9 protein-coding genes are annotated in these 15,468 nt (G+C 46.3%); 3 read left to right on the top strand and 6 right to left on the bottom strand.

Annotated elements, in window-relative coordinates; translation table 11 throughout:
* Positions 1-88 precede the first annotated feature (88 nt).
* Positions 89-1,996: a glucosamine-6-phosphate deaminase gene (gene nagB, locus J7I42_RS22795; protein ID WP_209141185.1), complete on the top strand. Its 1,908-nt coding sequence runs from the start codon at positions 89-91 to the stop codon at positions 1,994-1,996.
* Between the two features lie 109 nt (positions 1,997-2,105).
* Here the strand turns inward: nagB and J7I42_RS22790 are convergent, their stop codons facing one another.
* The gene (locus tag J7I42_RS22790; RefSeq protein ID WP_209141184.1) at positions 2,106-2,411 is read right to left on the bottom strand and encodes a hypothetical protein; all 306 of its coding nucleotides are present in this window, start codon (positions 2,409-2,411) and stop codon (positions 2,106-2,108) included.
* Positions 2,412-2,587: 176 nt separating this feature from the next.
* Here J7I42_RS22790 and J7I42_RS22785 point away from each other — a divergent pair, with 176 nt between their 5' ends.
* Entirely contained in the window at positions 2,588-3,037 is a 450-nt protein-coding gene (locus J7I42_RS22785; protein WP_209141183.1) for a response regulator, read from the top strand.
* 93 nt (positions 3,038-3,130) lie between these two features.
* Here the strand turns inward: J7I42_RS22785 and J7I42_RS22780 are convergent, their stop codons facing one another.
* The 4 genes from J7I42_RS22780 to J7I42_RS22765 form a co-directional block, all read right to left on the bottom strand.
* Positions 3,131-4,432 (bottom strand): ATP-binding protein, encoded by a 1,302-nt coding sequence (locus J7I42_RS22780; RefSeq protein ID WP_209141182.1) that lies wholly within the window; start codon positions 4,430-4,432, stop codon positions 3,131-3,133.
* 75 nt (positions 4,433-4,507) lie between these two features.
* On the bottom strand, positions 4,508-10,945 hold the full coding sequence (locus J7I42_RS22775) for a HAMP domain-containing protein (protein WP_236065556.1): 6,438 nt from the start codon (positions 10,943-10,945) through the stop codon (positions 4,508-4,510).
* 10 nt (positions 10,946-10,955) lie between these two features.
* Positions 10,956-11,111: a hypothetical protein gene (locus tag J7I42_RS22770; protein WP_209141181.1), complete on the bottom strand. Its 156-nt coding sequence runs from the start codon at positions 11,109-11,111 to the stop codon at positions 10,956-10,958.
* Between the two features lie 210 nt (positions 11,112-11,321).
* The gene (locus J7I42_RS22765) at positions 11,322-11,930 is read right to left on the bottom strand and encodes a GNAT family N-acetyltransferase (protein ID WP_209141180.1); all 609 of its coding nucleotides are present in this window, start codon (positions 11,928-11,930) and stop codon (positions 11,322-11,324) included.
* A 499-nt stretch (positions 11,931-12,429) separates the two neighbouring features.
* Here J7I42_RS22765 and J7I42_RS22760 point away from each other — a divergent pair, with 499 nt between their 5' ends.
* Positions 12,430-13,410, top strand: a complete 981-nt coding sequence (locus tag J7I42_RS22760; protein WP_209141179.1) for a helix-turn-helix transcriptional regulator — start codon at positions 12,430-12,432, stop codon at positions 13,408-13,410.
* Positions 13,411-13,873: 463 nt separating this feature from the next.
* On the opposite strand, the gene J7I42_RS22755 is transcribed toward J7I42_RS22760, so the two are convergent.
* Entirely contained in the window at positions 13,874-15,166 is a 1,293-nt protein-coding gene (locus J7I42_RS22755; protein ID WP_209141178.1) for a FecR family protein, read from the bottom strand.
* Between the last annotated feature and the right edge of the window lie 302 nt (positions 15,167-15,468).

Below are 15,468 nucleotides of genomic sequence, written 5' to 3'. Positions count from 1 at the left end.
TGTTGATTTTCTACCCGAAAGAACCCGCATTTCCCAATGAATACTGGAAATAGCTTTAATTTCGCCCAACTATAAAAACCGATTATTTATGAGCATGGTTGATTCGTTTGAGAAGATACCTGTACGTATTTATCCCGATCTAAAAGAAGGTTCAAAATTCGCAGCCAGGGAAATAGCCGATCTTATCCGCAGCAAACAAGCGGCCGGCCAATCCTGTGTATTAGGTTTAGCTACCGGTTCAACACCCCGGTCAACATATGCCGAACTGGTGCGATTGCATAAAGAAGAAGGCCTGAGCTTTAAGAACGTGATCACTTTTAATCTGGATGAATATTATCCAATTGACACCGACGCATTGCAAAGTTATAACCGTTTCATGCATGTGCATTTGTTCGATCACATTGATATAGATCCCAAAAACATTCATATTCCCAGTGGTGAAATACCCAAAGAAGAAGTGAAGAAGTATTGCCTGGAATATGAACGCATGATAGAAGAGGCCGGCGGCATAGACCTGCAGGTACTGGGAATTGGAAATAACGGACATATTGGTTTTAACGAACCAGGTTCCAGCATCCTTTCCCGCACCCGGCTGGTCACATTAGATAATTCAACCCGTATTGCCAACTCGCATGAGTTTGCCAACATCTCTGAAATGCCTCGTTTGGCAATCACCATGGGCATCAGCACCATTTTGAAAGCCAAGCGCATTTTATTGATGGCCTGGGGCCCGGCCAAAACATTTGTGGTACAAAAAGCGGTTGAAGATAATGTTACAGAACAAATACCCGCTTCTTTATTACAACAGCATAATGAGAGTTTGTTCATCCTGGATGAAATTGCAGCATCAGACCTCACCCGCTTTAAATCACCCTGGCTTACCGGTGATATTGACTGGACACCCAAGATGATCCGCAAAGCAGTGGTGAACATGTCGCTGAAAGTGAACAAGCCTTTGTTGAGTTTAACCAATAACGATTATCGGGATAATGGCCTTGGTGATCTGCTGGTTGAAAAGGGCGATGCCTACGAAATTAACCTGCAGGTGTATTACATGCTGCGCGACAGCATCACTGGCTGGCCCGGCGGCAAACCCGATATACATTTACCCAACCACCCAGAGCGTACCAAACCCTATCCCAAGCGTTGTGTGATCTTCAGCCCCCACCCCGATGATGACATCATCTCCATGGGCGGTACTTTCCAACGGCTGCACGACCAGGGTCACGATGTACATGTGGCCTATCAAACTTCCGGCAACATTGCTGTTACCGATGAATTTGTGACCCGTTTTATGGATTTTGCCGTAGGTTTTGAAGACATGTTTGGAGTGGACAGCAAAAAATCGAAAGAGATCCTCGAAACAGCCCGTCGATACCTCCGGGCCAAGAAATCGAACCAGATAGACACGCCAGAGATCAGGTCGGTAAAAGGCCTGATACGCCGTTGTGAGGCCAAGGCCACCTGCCGTTATGTTGGCATCAAGGACGAGAACATCCACTTCCAAAACCTGCCTTTCTATGAAACAGGCACTATTGAAAAGAAACCAATGGGTGAAGAGGATATTAGACTGACCGTGGAACTGCTGCGTAAAATAAAACCCCACCAGGTGTATGCAGCCGGCGACCTGGCCGACCCACATGGCACCCATAAGGTATGTCTGGATATCGTATTTGAGTCTTTAAGGCGTATAAAAGAGGCGGGCGATGAATGGGTGAAAGACTGCTGGGTTTGGTTGTACAAAGGAGCCTGGCAGGAATGGGACCTCAGCGAAATTGAAATGGCTATCCCGATGAGCCCCGACCAGGTGCTCAAAAAACGCTTTGGCATCTTTATTCACCAGTCGCAAAAAGATAGTGTACCCTTCCAGGGAAGCGACAGCCGTGAATTCTGGCAACGGGCGGAAGACAGGAACGCCAACACGGCCAACCTGTACGCACAGCTGGGATTAACCAAGTATGCCGCCATGGAAGCCTTTGTTCGCTGGCACTACTAGGAATTGCAAATAGCTCAAAAGAGTGAGATAAAACTAAAAGGGCCCCCGACGATACTGTCGGGGGCCCTTTTAGTTTTACCTATTGCCTTCCACAACTCTACTGAAGGCATTAGTTCAGTAACTCAATTAAGGTTTGTTTTTCGGGTAATTCTGTGAAGACATACACCGGGATCTCATCGATGCCGATATGGAAACGCATGTCTTTCAGATGGGAAACATACCCTTTTACCGGATTATTAACATATACAATAATGAGGTCCGGCAGCCTGTTGTCAAGTACCCCTAAAAGTTGTTGAAAATTCTCTACACAATCCGCTTCTACAGGGACCGGCAGATGTTGTATCAACTGCTTCATAGCGTGTACGTTTTCGCTGTGGTCGTAAAACAATATAATATACCTTGGTCTTTCCTGCATACTTTACTGTTTTAGTTCTACACTAGTCTAAAAATTGTATTCCATCATTGGGATTTAGATTGTATTTTCGGTATTCGTATTATGGGAATTTATTGCTTTTTATTCATTAAAAGAACGTGTTGAAATTGTTAAGTGATCCCGGTAAAACGGGATAGCAGGCTAAAAAAAGTATATATATGAACGTGTATAATCAGTATCCGACAAATGTACTAATAGCGGAGGATGACGACGAGGACTACCTGATATTTTCACTGGCGATCGAAGAACTTTCGTTCAAAGTGGTATTATCAAGGGCAGAAAACGGCGATATTCTATTTAAACTGTTGGATGAAAATAATCCAGACATAGTTTTCCTTGATCTGCTTATGCCCTGTAAGGATGGACGTCAGTGCTTACGGGAGATCAGGGCTAACAGGAAATATGATTCCATTCCCATCATCGTATATTCATCGCTGAACGATTTGCAGAATATAGAATTTTGTTACCGTGAAGGATCGAACATGTATGCTATCAAGCCGCATACAATCACTGAATTGAAGACCATCCTGGAGAAGATCTTCACCATCGACTGGAAAAAAGTACTGTACTTTCCTCCCCGTTCCATGTTTGTATTGAACCCGCAATAGCATTTAATAGCTGACCTGGTCAGATCAGTCACATAAAATTACAAAGACCTGTAAGGATCGTCCTTACAGGTCTTTTTCTTTATGTTTTCCTTCTTATTTCTTACCCAGTAATATTAAAGCCTCCGCATCAGTATTTGTATGGGTTTCACCGGGGGCTTCCACCTTGGCCTGGTGAACCGGCAATGAAATAATGAAGGTAGACCCTTTATTAAGCTTGCTTTGTACGGAGATAAACCCGTTGTGCTTTTCAACGATCTTTTTACAAAGGGTAAGGCCAATACCTGTGCCCTCAAATTCGCTGTGCACATGCAGCCGCCTGAACATGTCGAAGATCTGTTCGGCATATTGCTGATCGAAGCCAATGCCATTGTCCTGCACATAAATACGGCAATACTGTACCGGTTCTTTATTGGAGGTAGTGGCGGCAATAATTTCTGAATGGATCTTTATTACGGGCGGTTCCTCTTTTTTGCTGTACTTCAATGCATTGCTCAACAGGTTTTCGAACAGGGGCCGAATGAGGCCCGGGTTCACATCGATGGTAGGCAATGGTTCAATCTCTAAAATGGCTTTTTTATCCTGGATGGTGGCATCCAGCTCATCCAACGCCTCCTGTAAAATGAGATTGAGGTTATAATTTACAAAAGTATCTTTCTCATTATTGATACGGGAGAACGCCAGGATATCGCTGATAAGCGTTTGCATGCGCACCGCGGCACTTTGAATGCGGTTGATATAATTGATGGCCGGGGTATCGAGCACCGGCTCGTACTTCACAAACAACAGGTCGCTGAAAGTGCGGATCTTGCGCAGGGGCTCCTGCAGATCATGGGACGCCATGAACGCAAACCGGTCAAGATCGCGGTTGGCCGATTCCAGCAGCGCGATATTTTCCAACAACTGCCGGTTCAGCTCCTTGATGCGTTCTTCCGACGCCTTCCGCTCTGTAACCTCCATTTCCAGGTTCCGGTTAATGATCGTAAGCCGCTTTTCCTGCTCAATAAGGCGATGGTTTTTGCGGTACAGATCAACCAGCACTCCTACTTTCGCTCGCAGCAATTCGGAGTTAATGGGCTTATAGATGTAGTCTACCGCCCCCATGCGATAGCCTTTATAAATATTCTCCTCCCCATAATTATTGGCCGTAATAAAAATGATGGGGATGTGTTTCAGTTTTTCGCGTTCATAAATAAGGGCGGCTGTTTCAAACCCGTTCAGGTTTGGCATTTTTACATCCATCAAAATGAGCGCAAAGTCAATTTCGTTCAGCAATATTTTCAGCGCCTGACTACCCGATCCTGCTTTTACAAAAGCATAGCCATCGGGAGCCAGAATGGCCTCCATCGACATCAAATTATCTTCGCGGTCATCTACTAATAGAATTTTTGGACGCATTGCAATGGTTTCTTGGTTATTTCAATCAATGGTCAATTGGTTAATGGTGAAAGCTGTGCACGGCTACTTATTCAATTATTTATAGAACCATACCCGCATTAAGGACAATAACTGATCAATTTTCAAAGGTTTGGTAATGTAATCAGATGCACCGGCCTCGATACATTTCTGCCTGTCGCCTTTCATCGCTTTTGCGGTTACGGCAATAATAGGCAAGGTACTGTTCTTATGCTCGCGCCGTATTTTCTGGGTAGTTTCGTACCCATCCATTTCAGGCATCATGATGTCCATCAGCACCATATCAATTTTCGGGTTGTCTTCCCTGATGATATTTATAGCTTCCTTTCCACTCTCTGCAGTGATCACATTAATATTATAACGTTCAAATACCGTAGTTAGTGCAAACAGGTTACGCACGTCGTCGTCCACTACCAGTATATTTTTACCGGTAAGTATGTCTTCTTTTTTTCTGATATTCTCTATCACTTTCCGCTTTTCTGCCTGCAGGTCCTTATGATTGATGTGCAATTGCAACACCGTTTCTTCCAACAGGTGTTCCAGTGAGTTCACCCCTTTCAAGAGGATCTTACTGCTTACATTGTTCAACTGCTGCAGTTCTTTTTTATTGAACTCCTTCGCCGAGTACATAATTATCGGAGTAAGCCTTGGTTTACTTTCCGCTACCTGGTTCACCAGTTCATTTCCTGGCAGATCGGGCAGGGAATAATCAAGGATGATACAATCGAAATCCGTGCTATTGATATCATGCATGGCTTTTTCCCCCGTTTCGGCCAACGTCACTTTCATATTGTCGGTGTTCAGCAGTTTCACTATTTGCGATGCATCCACCTCATTATCCTCTACCACCAGGATCTGTTTTACCTCTTTCTTATTAAAGGACACTATATCATCGAACAGTTCGTTGAGTGATTCATTATCCAGAGGTTTCAGGCGGAAGCTGCGGGCGCCGCGTTTTAATGCCAGCGCACGGTTCTCTTCCCCGGAGATCAAGTGAATGGGAATATGCCGGTAACTAAGGTCGTTGCGCAACAATTCCATTACCTTCCAGCCGCTGGTATCAGGCAGTTTTACATCGAGCGTAATGGCAATGGGTGTAAAGCGGTTGATGAAATCAAACACTTCAATATAGTTGGTAGCCACAATGGCTTTCAATCCATACTGGTGCGCCTTTTCGATAACGATCTTCCCAAACCTGATGTCGTCTTCAACGATCAGGATCACTTTTTCATTGGGCGCCACATTATTGCGGTCATCACCGGTCTCGTTGATCATTTCATTCACTATGTGCATGCCAGCGGCATCCACGCTTTCGCCGGCAACCCTGATAGAATTCAACAGGGTATCAATTTCACCACTGTCGCTGCCCAGCTGGTACTGGTAGTCGCTCAGGCTTGTTGGCGCTTCGCGGGTTACCACCCCCGATACGTTATCTATTGGCAGGAACAGGGTAAAGGTACTTCCCTGCCCGGGTGTGCTATCCAGTTCAATGGTACCGCCTAACAGTTCGGTTAAACCGCGGCTTATCGACAGCCCCAAACCGGTGCCACCGTATTTACGGCTCGTACTTCCTTCTGCCTGCTGGAAGGCTTCAAAGATGATGCTTTGTTTTTCCAGCGGGATACCGATACCGGTATCGCTGATGGCAAAAGCCACCACCCGCAGGGCATTATCAAGGATGGCATTACCTGGTTTCCAATTCCGCTTGGCGTCATAGATCTTCAGTTTCACTTCCCCTTTTTCGGTAAACTTAAAGGAGTTCGACAACAGGTTCTTCAGGATCTGATTCAACCGTTGGATGTCGGTCTCCATATTTTCCGGCAGATTGGTATCCGTTTCTATAGTAAAGCGCAAATGACGGGCTTCGGCAATTGGCTTGAAGGTGGTTTCCACAAATGAAGTGATCTCGAAGAAACGTACTGGTGCAAAATTGGCGGTAATGAACCCTGATTCGATCTTCGATAGATCGAGGATATCATTGATCAGTTGTATGAGGTCATCACCACAGGAGTGAATGGTCTTGGCATACCGGATCTGCTTTTCCGTTAAGTTACCTTCGGCATTTTCATATAACTGTTGTGCAAGGATCAGCAAGCTGTTCAATGGCGTACGCAACTCGTGCGACATATTCGCCAGGAACTCTGATTTATACTTCGAGGTCAGTGTCAGCTGTTCTGCTTTTTCTTCCAGCGAACGGCGTGCTTCTTCCACCTCCTTGTTCTTGGCTTCCACCTCGTTCTTTTGTTTTACCAGCAACAGGGCTTTATCCTGCAGCTCATCGTTGGTCCTGCGCAGCTCTTCCTGTTGTACTTTCAACTCACTGGCCAGCGATTGCGATTGGGTCAACAGCTCTTCCGTACGGGAGTTCGCCTCGATGGTGTTCAACACGATACCGATACTTTCTGTCAACTGACTTAAGAAGTCGAGGTGGGTTTGGTTGAACATATCCAGCGAAGCCAGCTCAATTACCGCTTTTACATCGTTCTCAAACAATACCGGTAAGATAATTACATTGGCGGGTTTGGCTTTACCCAATGCAGAACTGATGCGGATGTAATTGCTTGGTACATTGCTCAGGATGATACGTTCTTTTTCAAACGCCACCTGACCTACCAGCCCTTCGCCAATGCCAAATTCGGTTTGAATATTTCTATCTGATTTATAGCCATAGGCTGCAAACAGTTTCAGTTTTACTTCATTATTGGTATCCTCATCCTGCCGTAAAATATAGAAGGCGCCAAAGTGGGCACTTACTACCCTGGCCAGCTCAGACAGGATCTTTTGCGTTACCGTTACCAGGTCACGTTGACCTTGCAACATCTGGCCAAACTTGGCGAGGTTTGATTTCAACCAGTCCTGCTCCTGGTTACGCAAGGTTGTTTCACGCAGGTTGGTGATCATCTGGTTGATGGTATCTTTCAGCGCTTCCACCTCACCTTTCGCTTCCACGCGAATGGTCCGGGTAAGGTCACCTTTTGTTACCGCCGATGCCACCTCAGAAATGGAACGCACCTGAGTGGTAAGGTTCTGCGCCAGCTGGTTCACGTTTTCGGTCAGGTTTTTCCAGATCCCGCTCGCACCAGGCACGCTCGCCTGTCCACCCAATCGACCTTCAACTCCCACCTCACGGGCCACGGTAGTAACCTGATCGGCAAAGGTGGCCAGCGTATCGATCATTTCATTGATGGTATCGATCAGCTGCGCTACTTCCCCGCGTGATACAATGGTTAGTTTTTGTTTCAGGTTACCGGTTGCCACCGCTGTTACCACTTTGGCAATACCCCGCACCTGGTTGGTAAGGTTACTGGCCATCATGTTTACCGAGTCGGTCAAATCCTTCCAGGTACCGGCTACCCCACGCACTTCTGCCTGTCCACCCAGTTTACCCTCGGTACCAACTTCACGGGCCACACGCGTTACTTCCGAGGCGAACCCTTGTAACTGGTCCACCATGGTATTGATCGTATTCTTCAGGTCAAGGATCTCGCCTTTTACGTCGATGGCCACTGTTTTTGACAAGTCGCCACTGGCCACCGCCTTGGTCACTTCGGCAATATTACGCACCTGGTCGGTCAGGTTACCGGTCATCTGGTTCACCGAGTCGGTCAAATCTTTCCAGGTACCGGCCACACCAGGCACAAACGCCTGGCCGCCCAGTTTACCATCCGTACCCACCTCACGTGCCACACGCGTTACTTCCGAGGCGAAGGCACGCAGCTGGTCCACCATCGTATTCAGCGTTTCTTTCAACTGCAGGATCTCACCGCGTACGTCAACCGTAATTTTTTTCGACATGTCGCCATTTGCCACTGCAACGGCCACCTCGGCGATGTTACGCACCTGGGCGGTAAGGTTACCGGCCATCATGTTCACCGAGTCGGTAAGGTCTTTCCAGGTACCGGCCACACCAGGCACGTTCGCCTGACCCCCGAGTTTACCTTCTGTACCTACTTCACGCGCCACCCGCGTTACTTCCGATGCAAAACCGCGAAGCTGGTCCACCATCGTATTGATGGTGTTCTTCAACTCGAGGATCTCCCCTTTTACGTTTACGTCGATCTTTCGGCTCAGGTCACCATTCGCCACCGCAGTGGTTACCTCGGCAATGTTACGCACCTGCGAGGTAAGGTTACTGGCCATTTTATTTACTGAGTCAGTTAAGTCTTTCCAGGTACCGGCCACACCAGGCACGTCCGCCTGTCCGCCCAGTTTACCTTCCGAACCAACCTCACGGGCCACACGCGTTACTTCCGAAGCGAAACCATTCAGCTGGTCCACCATGGTGTTGATCGTATTTTTCAACTCCAGGATCTCTCCGCGCACGTCCACCGTGATCTTACGGCTAAGGTCACCTTTTGCCACCGCGGTGGTTACCTCGGCAATGTTACGCACCTGACCGGTAAGGTTACTGGCCATCATGTTCACCGAGTCGGTAAGGTCTTTCCAGGTACCGGCCACACCACGTACTTCGGCCTGGCCACCGAGTTTACCTTCACTACCTACTTCACGCGCCACACGCGTTACTTCCGATGCGAAACCGCGGAGCTGGTCCACCATCGTGTTGATGGTGTTCTTTAATTCCAGGATCTCCCCTTTTACATCCACATCGATCTTTCGGCTTAGGTCACCATTCGCCACGGCGGTGGTTACCTCGGCAATGTTACGCACCTGACCAGTAAGGTTACTGGCCATTTTATTTACAGAATCTGTTAAGTCTTTCCAGGTACCCCCTACGCCCGGTACGTCGGCCTGACCACCCAGCTTACCTTCGGAACCTACTTCACGCGCCACCCGCGTTACTTCCGAACCAAAGGAGTTCAGCTGATCCACCATGGTGTTGATCGTATTTTTCAACTCCAGGATCTCTCCGCGCACGTCCACCGTGATCTTACGGCTAAGGTCACCCTTTGCCACCGCGGTGGTTACCTCGGCAATGTTACGCACCTGGCCGGTAAGGTTACTCGCCATCCCGTTCACCGAGTCGGTAAGGTCTTTCCAGGTACCGGCTACCCCTTTTACCTGCGCCTGACCGCCCAGTTTACCTTCGGTACCTACCTCCAGCGCCACCCGCGTTACCTCAGAGGAGAAGGAGTTCAACTGGTCCACCATCGTATTGATCGTATTCTTCAACTCCAGGATCTCACCCCGCACATCCACCGTGATCTTACGGCTAAGGTCACCCTTTGCCACCGCGGTAGTTACCTCGGCAATGTTACGCACCTGGCCGGTAAGGTTACTCGCCATCTGGTTCACCGAATCGGTAAGGTCTTTCCAAACCCCACCAACCCCTTTTACTTTTGCCTGGCCGCCCAGTTTACCTTCGCTACCTACTTCACGCGCCACACGCGTTACCTCGGCAGAGAAAGAGTTCAACTGGTCCACCATTGTATTGATCGTATTTTTTAATTCGAGGATCTCCCCTTTTACGTCCACTGTGATCTTCCGGCTCAGGTCACCTTTCGCCACCGCGGTGGTTACCTCGGCAATGTTACGCACCTGACCGGTAAGGTTACTGGCCATGTTGTTTACGGAGTCGGTCAAATCCTTCCACGTACCGGCTACCCCTTTTACCTGTGCCTGGCCGCCCAGTTTACCTTCGGTACCTACCTCCAGCGCCACACGTGTTACCTCAGAGGAGAAGGAGTTCAGCTGGTCCACCATCGTGTTGATGGTGTTCTTCAATTCGAGGATCTCCCCTTTTACGTCTACCGTAATTTTTTTTGACAGGTCACCTTTTGCCACGGCTGTGGTTACTTCGGCAATGTTACGTACCTGCCCGGTAAGGTTACTCGCCATCTGGTTTACTGAATCGGTAAGGTCTTTCCAAACCCCACCTACACCCTTTACTTTTGCCTGTCCGCCCAGCTTACCTTCACTACCTACTTCACGCGCCACACGGGTCACCTCCATGGAGAACAGGTTCAGCTGTTTCACCATGTCGTTCACCTCCTTGGCAATAGTGGCAAATTCCCCCTGCAGTACGTGCCCGCCAATTTCGAGCGGCATTTCCTTTGAGAGGTTTCCTTTTGCCACCGAACTGATCACATCGGCTATTTCAATGGTGGGATGCACCAGGTCGGAGATCAGGATATTCAATGATTCAACACCAGTGCGCCAGGCCCCACGGGCATTTGGCAGCTCAATGCGCTGGTTCAGCTTACCCTGCTTACCAATGGTATTACCGCCACGGGTAAATTCCATCATCATTTTTTCGTTGAGGGAAATAATTTCATTGAGCGTATCACAGATCTTTCCGGTTAACCCCACCTGATCGATGGGCATACGAACGCTAAAGTTCCCGTTCTTTACCTGGGTAAGTACATGCAGCAACTCGCGGTGATCAAGCACATCGCTTTCCACCCGCGAAGCGGCTTCATTAGCTGGTTCAATTATCTTGGGTTTCTTTTTGGGTGGAACGTGTTTGCCGTTTGCGGGCACAACCGCTGCTACATTCTGCCGGGTCGAGCGAGTAGTATTGGGTTTGGAACGCGCCATATCAGGTTATTTAGAATTTTCTTTTAAAATTTATTGAGCTATTACCATGGGGATTGTATGGCAACCGATTGGCTAACTTTCGTTGGGGTTGATTAGCTGTTTGCTGCAATACAATATTGCTGTGTTGTTTCTCAAACAGCGTTCCGTTTTTTTTGTCGTGATTCATACAGTTTTTGGGTCAGTTTTTTACATAAACAGTTGATCATATTACTATATATCATCCCCATTCAGGGCATGCTTCCCCAAAATGGGTAATGCATTACCCAAACGTTTTTGCTAATTGATCTATATAGTGTTAATGATGCCTTTACTTTAAATAAGAGGCCATGGGGCCACCGGGAATGATAAAATTACTTAATATGACTATGTACCGACATTAAATCTGCACGCGCTTATACTGGTAAACTTTCGCGGGTTGATCGGCATCCGGCCCTCCCTGGTCTAAAGTTTTATATAATAGCCCTTCTGTTTTTATGGCTATTCTGTTACGCTCTTTATCATTTCCGGGTACTACCCAAAAGATCCGGTTCACTTCAGAAAAGGAAAAGAAATAGTGAAGACAGGCATGCAGTATTTGTATGGTTACATCAGGATGTGATTCTATAACCGGCATTACAGGAATATACATTCTATAATCACTTTCACCGGTATCAATGGCATCGTTCAATTCATCCTGTTCAACCTGGTATACTTCAAACTGGCCAATGGGAGTATGGTGGTTCAGCATTACCATAAAAGCCTGCGCATAGGTGCTTTCGCCCATCAAAATAAAAAATACACGCAGCTGGTCAATGGGCAGCCCCGCCTTTTGGCCATAGCCGGCCGACAGCCAATTGTGAATGGCGTTTATATCCTGATCGGTGTGCACTGATACGGGGCGAAGACTGATGTGGTAGCCCGGCACCAGCTCTTTTTGAAATACAATGGGTTGTTCTTTCCTTGCGTCAAGGGATTGGCAAAGTGAATTAGGGGATAAGGTTGTCATATAAGATAAGATAGAGTGACTATTTTTAAAAAAAACTGGGGTATCGGATAAAGGTGATGTTTTTGCACTATTAAAATCACCTTGCTGCGGGAAGATCAACGTTTACAGGTAAAGTAAACTATTTTTTTTGGCGAAACGAACATCGGCAGCTGTTTTTTTGTGTCACTCCGGTTAAAAACCACCGTTAGTTTTAACACTAATTTTAAATCCGATTTCGTAAGTGATTGGGGAAAAATTCCCTTATCTTTAGCCGGTGCAGTTGCTATCTCTACATGCATATAAGCATACCTACAAAACTCCCACAAGGGCCTGATGATCGCACTGCATTAGCGGAACAATTTCTAACGTTTGGCAATAGGTGTTTCACCTGATTGGATTTCATTTACTGATCGTTGTTCTCAAAAATACAACCCATTACCGGGAGGTGTATGCTATTGTCAACCTGGGCAGGCAAGGTGAATCATTTTGTGAAAAATGGCCCATAAAATCATTGGTAGGTATGCAAATAAAATTGATTGCAGATAATTACAAGGAACTGTCCTTTACTGATCAGCTTCCTGAAATGCTGACTAATTATCTTATCCCCGGCGCCTCATCAGTATCAGCATCGGGTGATTTCGGCCATGTACTATTTCAACAATTACAAACCGAAGGTATTTCCATCAGGTTACAACACTTTTTAATGAACCGGGGCTGCACCATCACAATGCAGGAATTTGAGCCTTTATTAAAATTACGATTCCATCTTATCAATCATCTTCATTATCATATTGAAGGGCTGGGCAACCTGTTATTTTATGAGCAGGGATACAACCTGTTGTATTTTCCTTTTCAAAACCACCGTATTCATTTTCAAAATGCCGGAGTGTACTTTTCTATTGACATTCATTATCCCGTATATGTTTTGTCTCAAAAGCTACCACCTTTAGTTCTTATGAATGATTTTCATAAAAAAGTTATTCAACAGCAACCCGCCATGTTAACGCCGGTAAACCAGGTAGCCAACCGTCCGCTGTTAACCCAGGTGTATCAATTAATGCAGGCTGGTAAACGCCCGGCAACGTCCCTGCATGCAAGGTCATTGACCTTGTTGACCTCCTGTCTCGAAAACATTTCCGAAAACCCCATGTGGGAACCAGTATCGCTTTCCATGGACGAAGCACAGGCAATATATCAGGCCAGGACCAAAATGGAGGCCGATCTTAAAAAAGACTGGACCTTAAAGGAACTGACCCTGCTTACCGGACTGAATGATTATAAATTAAAGACCGGTTTTCAACAGTTATATCAAAGCAGTCCGGCCGACTATTTACGGGATGTACGCATGGAAAAAGCCTGGCAGTTATTATCGGGCAAAAAATTCTCCGTATCGCAGGTGGCTTCAGCAGTGGGCTACACCAACCTTAGTGCTTTTTCAAAGGCGTTTAAAAAGTATTATAATATAACGGCAAGGGAACGTAGTAAAGAGCATGTAGAATAAGTAAGTTTGTTATTGAGTTTGTTAGTTAGCCATAATTGACTATATATGCCTTTAAAATAAATATCCGTTTTTGACTTTTTTGGCAAAATGTTTCCCTTCATGAAATTTGGAAATCGCTTACCCGGTATTGTATCTTTATGTGAGCGGCTTTATCTCAGGTGATGATAATTCTTATTTATAAAAGCTTTCCAATCCGTTACTTCAACTGTAAGTTCCATCGTCTATATTTCATAAGATAAGGTTTATCATGGTCTTGTATGATTAGTGTTATACTCCTGCGCTGGTAGTGATCGCATACTATGGATTACCGGAAATTGGTTAAGCCACTGCATACTATTGTGAGGGTTTGCATGGCCAAAAACGCTCGCTCCTACATCTCATCCGGTTAATACAATATGTCCATTACCGGCGCATTTGTTTTTTATGAAAGCCAATAAACAGTCGGTGAAAGCAGGAATAATAATTATGGCAACACGCTTATCGTATTGTTTTTCTCCAGCTTGAAGTGTACTCCGGCATACTCCATTGTTTTGATCACGGTGGAGATGTTCTCTGAGCGGGGAATGGAACCGGTGAATTTAAAATCAGGTACTTTACCGGGATAATTTACATCTATATTGTACCAGCGGGAAAGCGAACGCATGATATATTTGATATCAGAGTTGTTTAAAGAAATAAAGCCTCGTTTCCAGGCCAGTGCATCATCCATATCATCTACTTTCACTACTTTAATTAACTCGCTTGTGGCCACCGCATTTGATGCCTGTGCAATTTGTGCCTGTTGGCCGGGAACTAATAATTTGAAATTGTTATCCTGGGCAGACGGTACTGACACTTTCACTTTTCCATTTACAAGGGTTGCCGTAATGGCGCTTTCATCGTTATACGCCATAACGTTAAACTGAGTGCCCAGCACTTCTACTACCGCGCCCGGACTTCCAGTTGCTGAAAGCACATCTACAATAAAAGGCTTTCTTTTTCCTCTTTTTGCGGAAAGGTTTTTTACTTCAAAGTAAACTTCACCGGTGATGGCCACCCTTCTTTCATGGGTTGCGAAATGAGTGGGGTATTTTATAGAGGAAGCTGCATTTAACCATACTTTACTGCCATCTGGCAATACCAGGGAGTATTGTCCGCCCCGGGGTGTACTTAAAGTATTCAAAATCTCTCCGGCCATTACATCGCCCGAGGGGCTGTTCGTCTGTTCGTACTTCACCTCCCCTTCCTTTTGCTTCATCACCATTACATTCCCTTCCTGCGCTACTTTTCCATTGGCCGCATTTTCCAGGTTTATTTCCAATCCATTGGAAAGGGTAAGCACGGCCTTATTTCCACCGGGTGAGATACTAATATTAGCAGGGAGATATTTTTCATTTATCACCACTGGTTCCGGGGCTTTGGCGGTCTTCCAGTAGGGCCAGGTAATAGCACCGGCGATCAGTAATACCAGCGCAGCTGCCGCGTAAGTATACCAGCGACGAAACAAAGGCACCGGCTTTTTCAACAGATTAACCTGAGCACTGATCTGTTGCCACCTGCCTTCCATATCAACCTGTTTCATGGCCAGCAGGTCGTTCTGCAATTGAACACTATCATTTACCAGCTCACTTACCAGGGCATGAGAAGGGTGACTGGCCTTCCAGTTCTCCAGGAATTGTAGTTCAGCTTCGGTTATTTCATTCCGTAACTGCTTCAGCAGCAAGGCTGCCAAATAATCTACTTCTTCCATGCCTGATGTATTCAATTCAGTGTCCATAATTACATGACCTCGTATACATATTTAAACACTATTTCAATGTTACTCCTTTATACAAAGTGGAAATATTTCGGATTCGGGGTTACGGGGTTTCGGGTTCCAGGCTCACAGTTTTCAGTATAAAGTCCTGCTTTCTTGATTCTAAGCTTCTGTTTTTAAGTTCTTAGGTTATTGGGTTCTTAGGTTATTGGGTTACAGGGTTGTTGAGTGAGTTCTGAGCGCAATCGAAGGACCTGGTCTCCCGGTCGCCTGGAAGGTGTGTTTGCCGTCTCCCGTTTGCCGTTTGCCGTCTCCCGACTTGT

This window comes from Niastella soli (genome assembly GCF_017742245.1).
In the GTDB taxonomy this organism is placed as follows: Bacteria; Bacteroidota; Bacteroidia; order Chitinophagales; family Chitinophagaceae; genus Niastella; species Niastella soli.
The sequence above is the reverse complement of the archived record's forward strand: the minus strand, read 5'-3'. Positions and strand labels throughout refer to the sequence as shown.

Bases quoted from the DNA above. Each gene is read 5' to 3' on its own strand.
- nagB (WP_209141185.1), top strand. From the start codon at position 89: ATGAGCATGGTTGATTCGTTTGAGAAGATACCTGTACGTATTTATCCC.
- J7I42_RS22790 (WP_209141184.1), bottom strand. From the start codon at position 2,411: ATGCAGGAAAGACCAAGGTATATTATATTGTTTTACGACCACAGCGAA.
- J7I42_RS22785 (WP_209141183.1), top strand. From the start codon at position 2,588: ATGAACGTGTATAATCAGTATCCGACAAATGTACTAATAGCGGAGGAT.
- J7I42_RS22780 (WP_209141182.1), bottom strand. From the start codon at position 4,432: ATGCGTCCAAAAATTCTATTAGTAGATGACCGCGAAGATAATTTGATG.
- J7I42_RS22775 (WP_236065556.1), bottom strand. From the start codon at position 10,945: ATGGCGCGTTCCAAACCCAATACTACTCGCTCGACCCGGCAGAATGTA.
- J7I42_RS22770 (WP_209141181.1), bottom strand. From the start codon at position 11,111: ATGAATCACGACAAAAAAAACGGAACGCTGTTTGAGAAACAACACAGC.
- J7I42_RS22765 (WP_209141180.1), bottom strand. From the start codon at position 11,930: ATGACAACCTTATCCCCTAATTCACTTTGCCAATCCCTTGACGCAAGG.
- J7I42_RS22760 (WP_209141179.1), top strand. From the start codon at position 12,430: ATGCAAATAAAATTGATTGCAGATAATTACAAGGAACTGTCCTTTACT.
- J7I42_RS22755 (WP_209141178.1), bottom strand. From the start codon at position 15,166: ATGGACACTGAATTGAATACATCAGGCATGGAAGAAGTAGATTATTTG.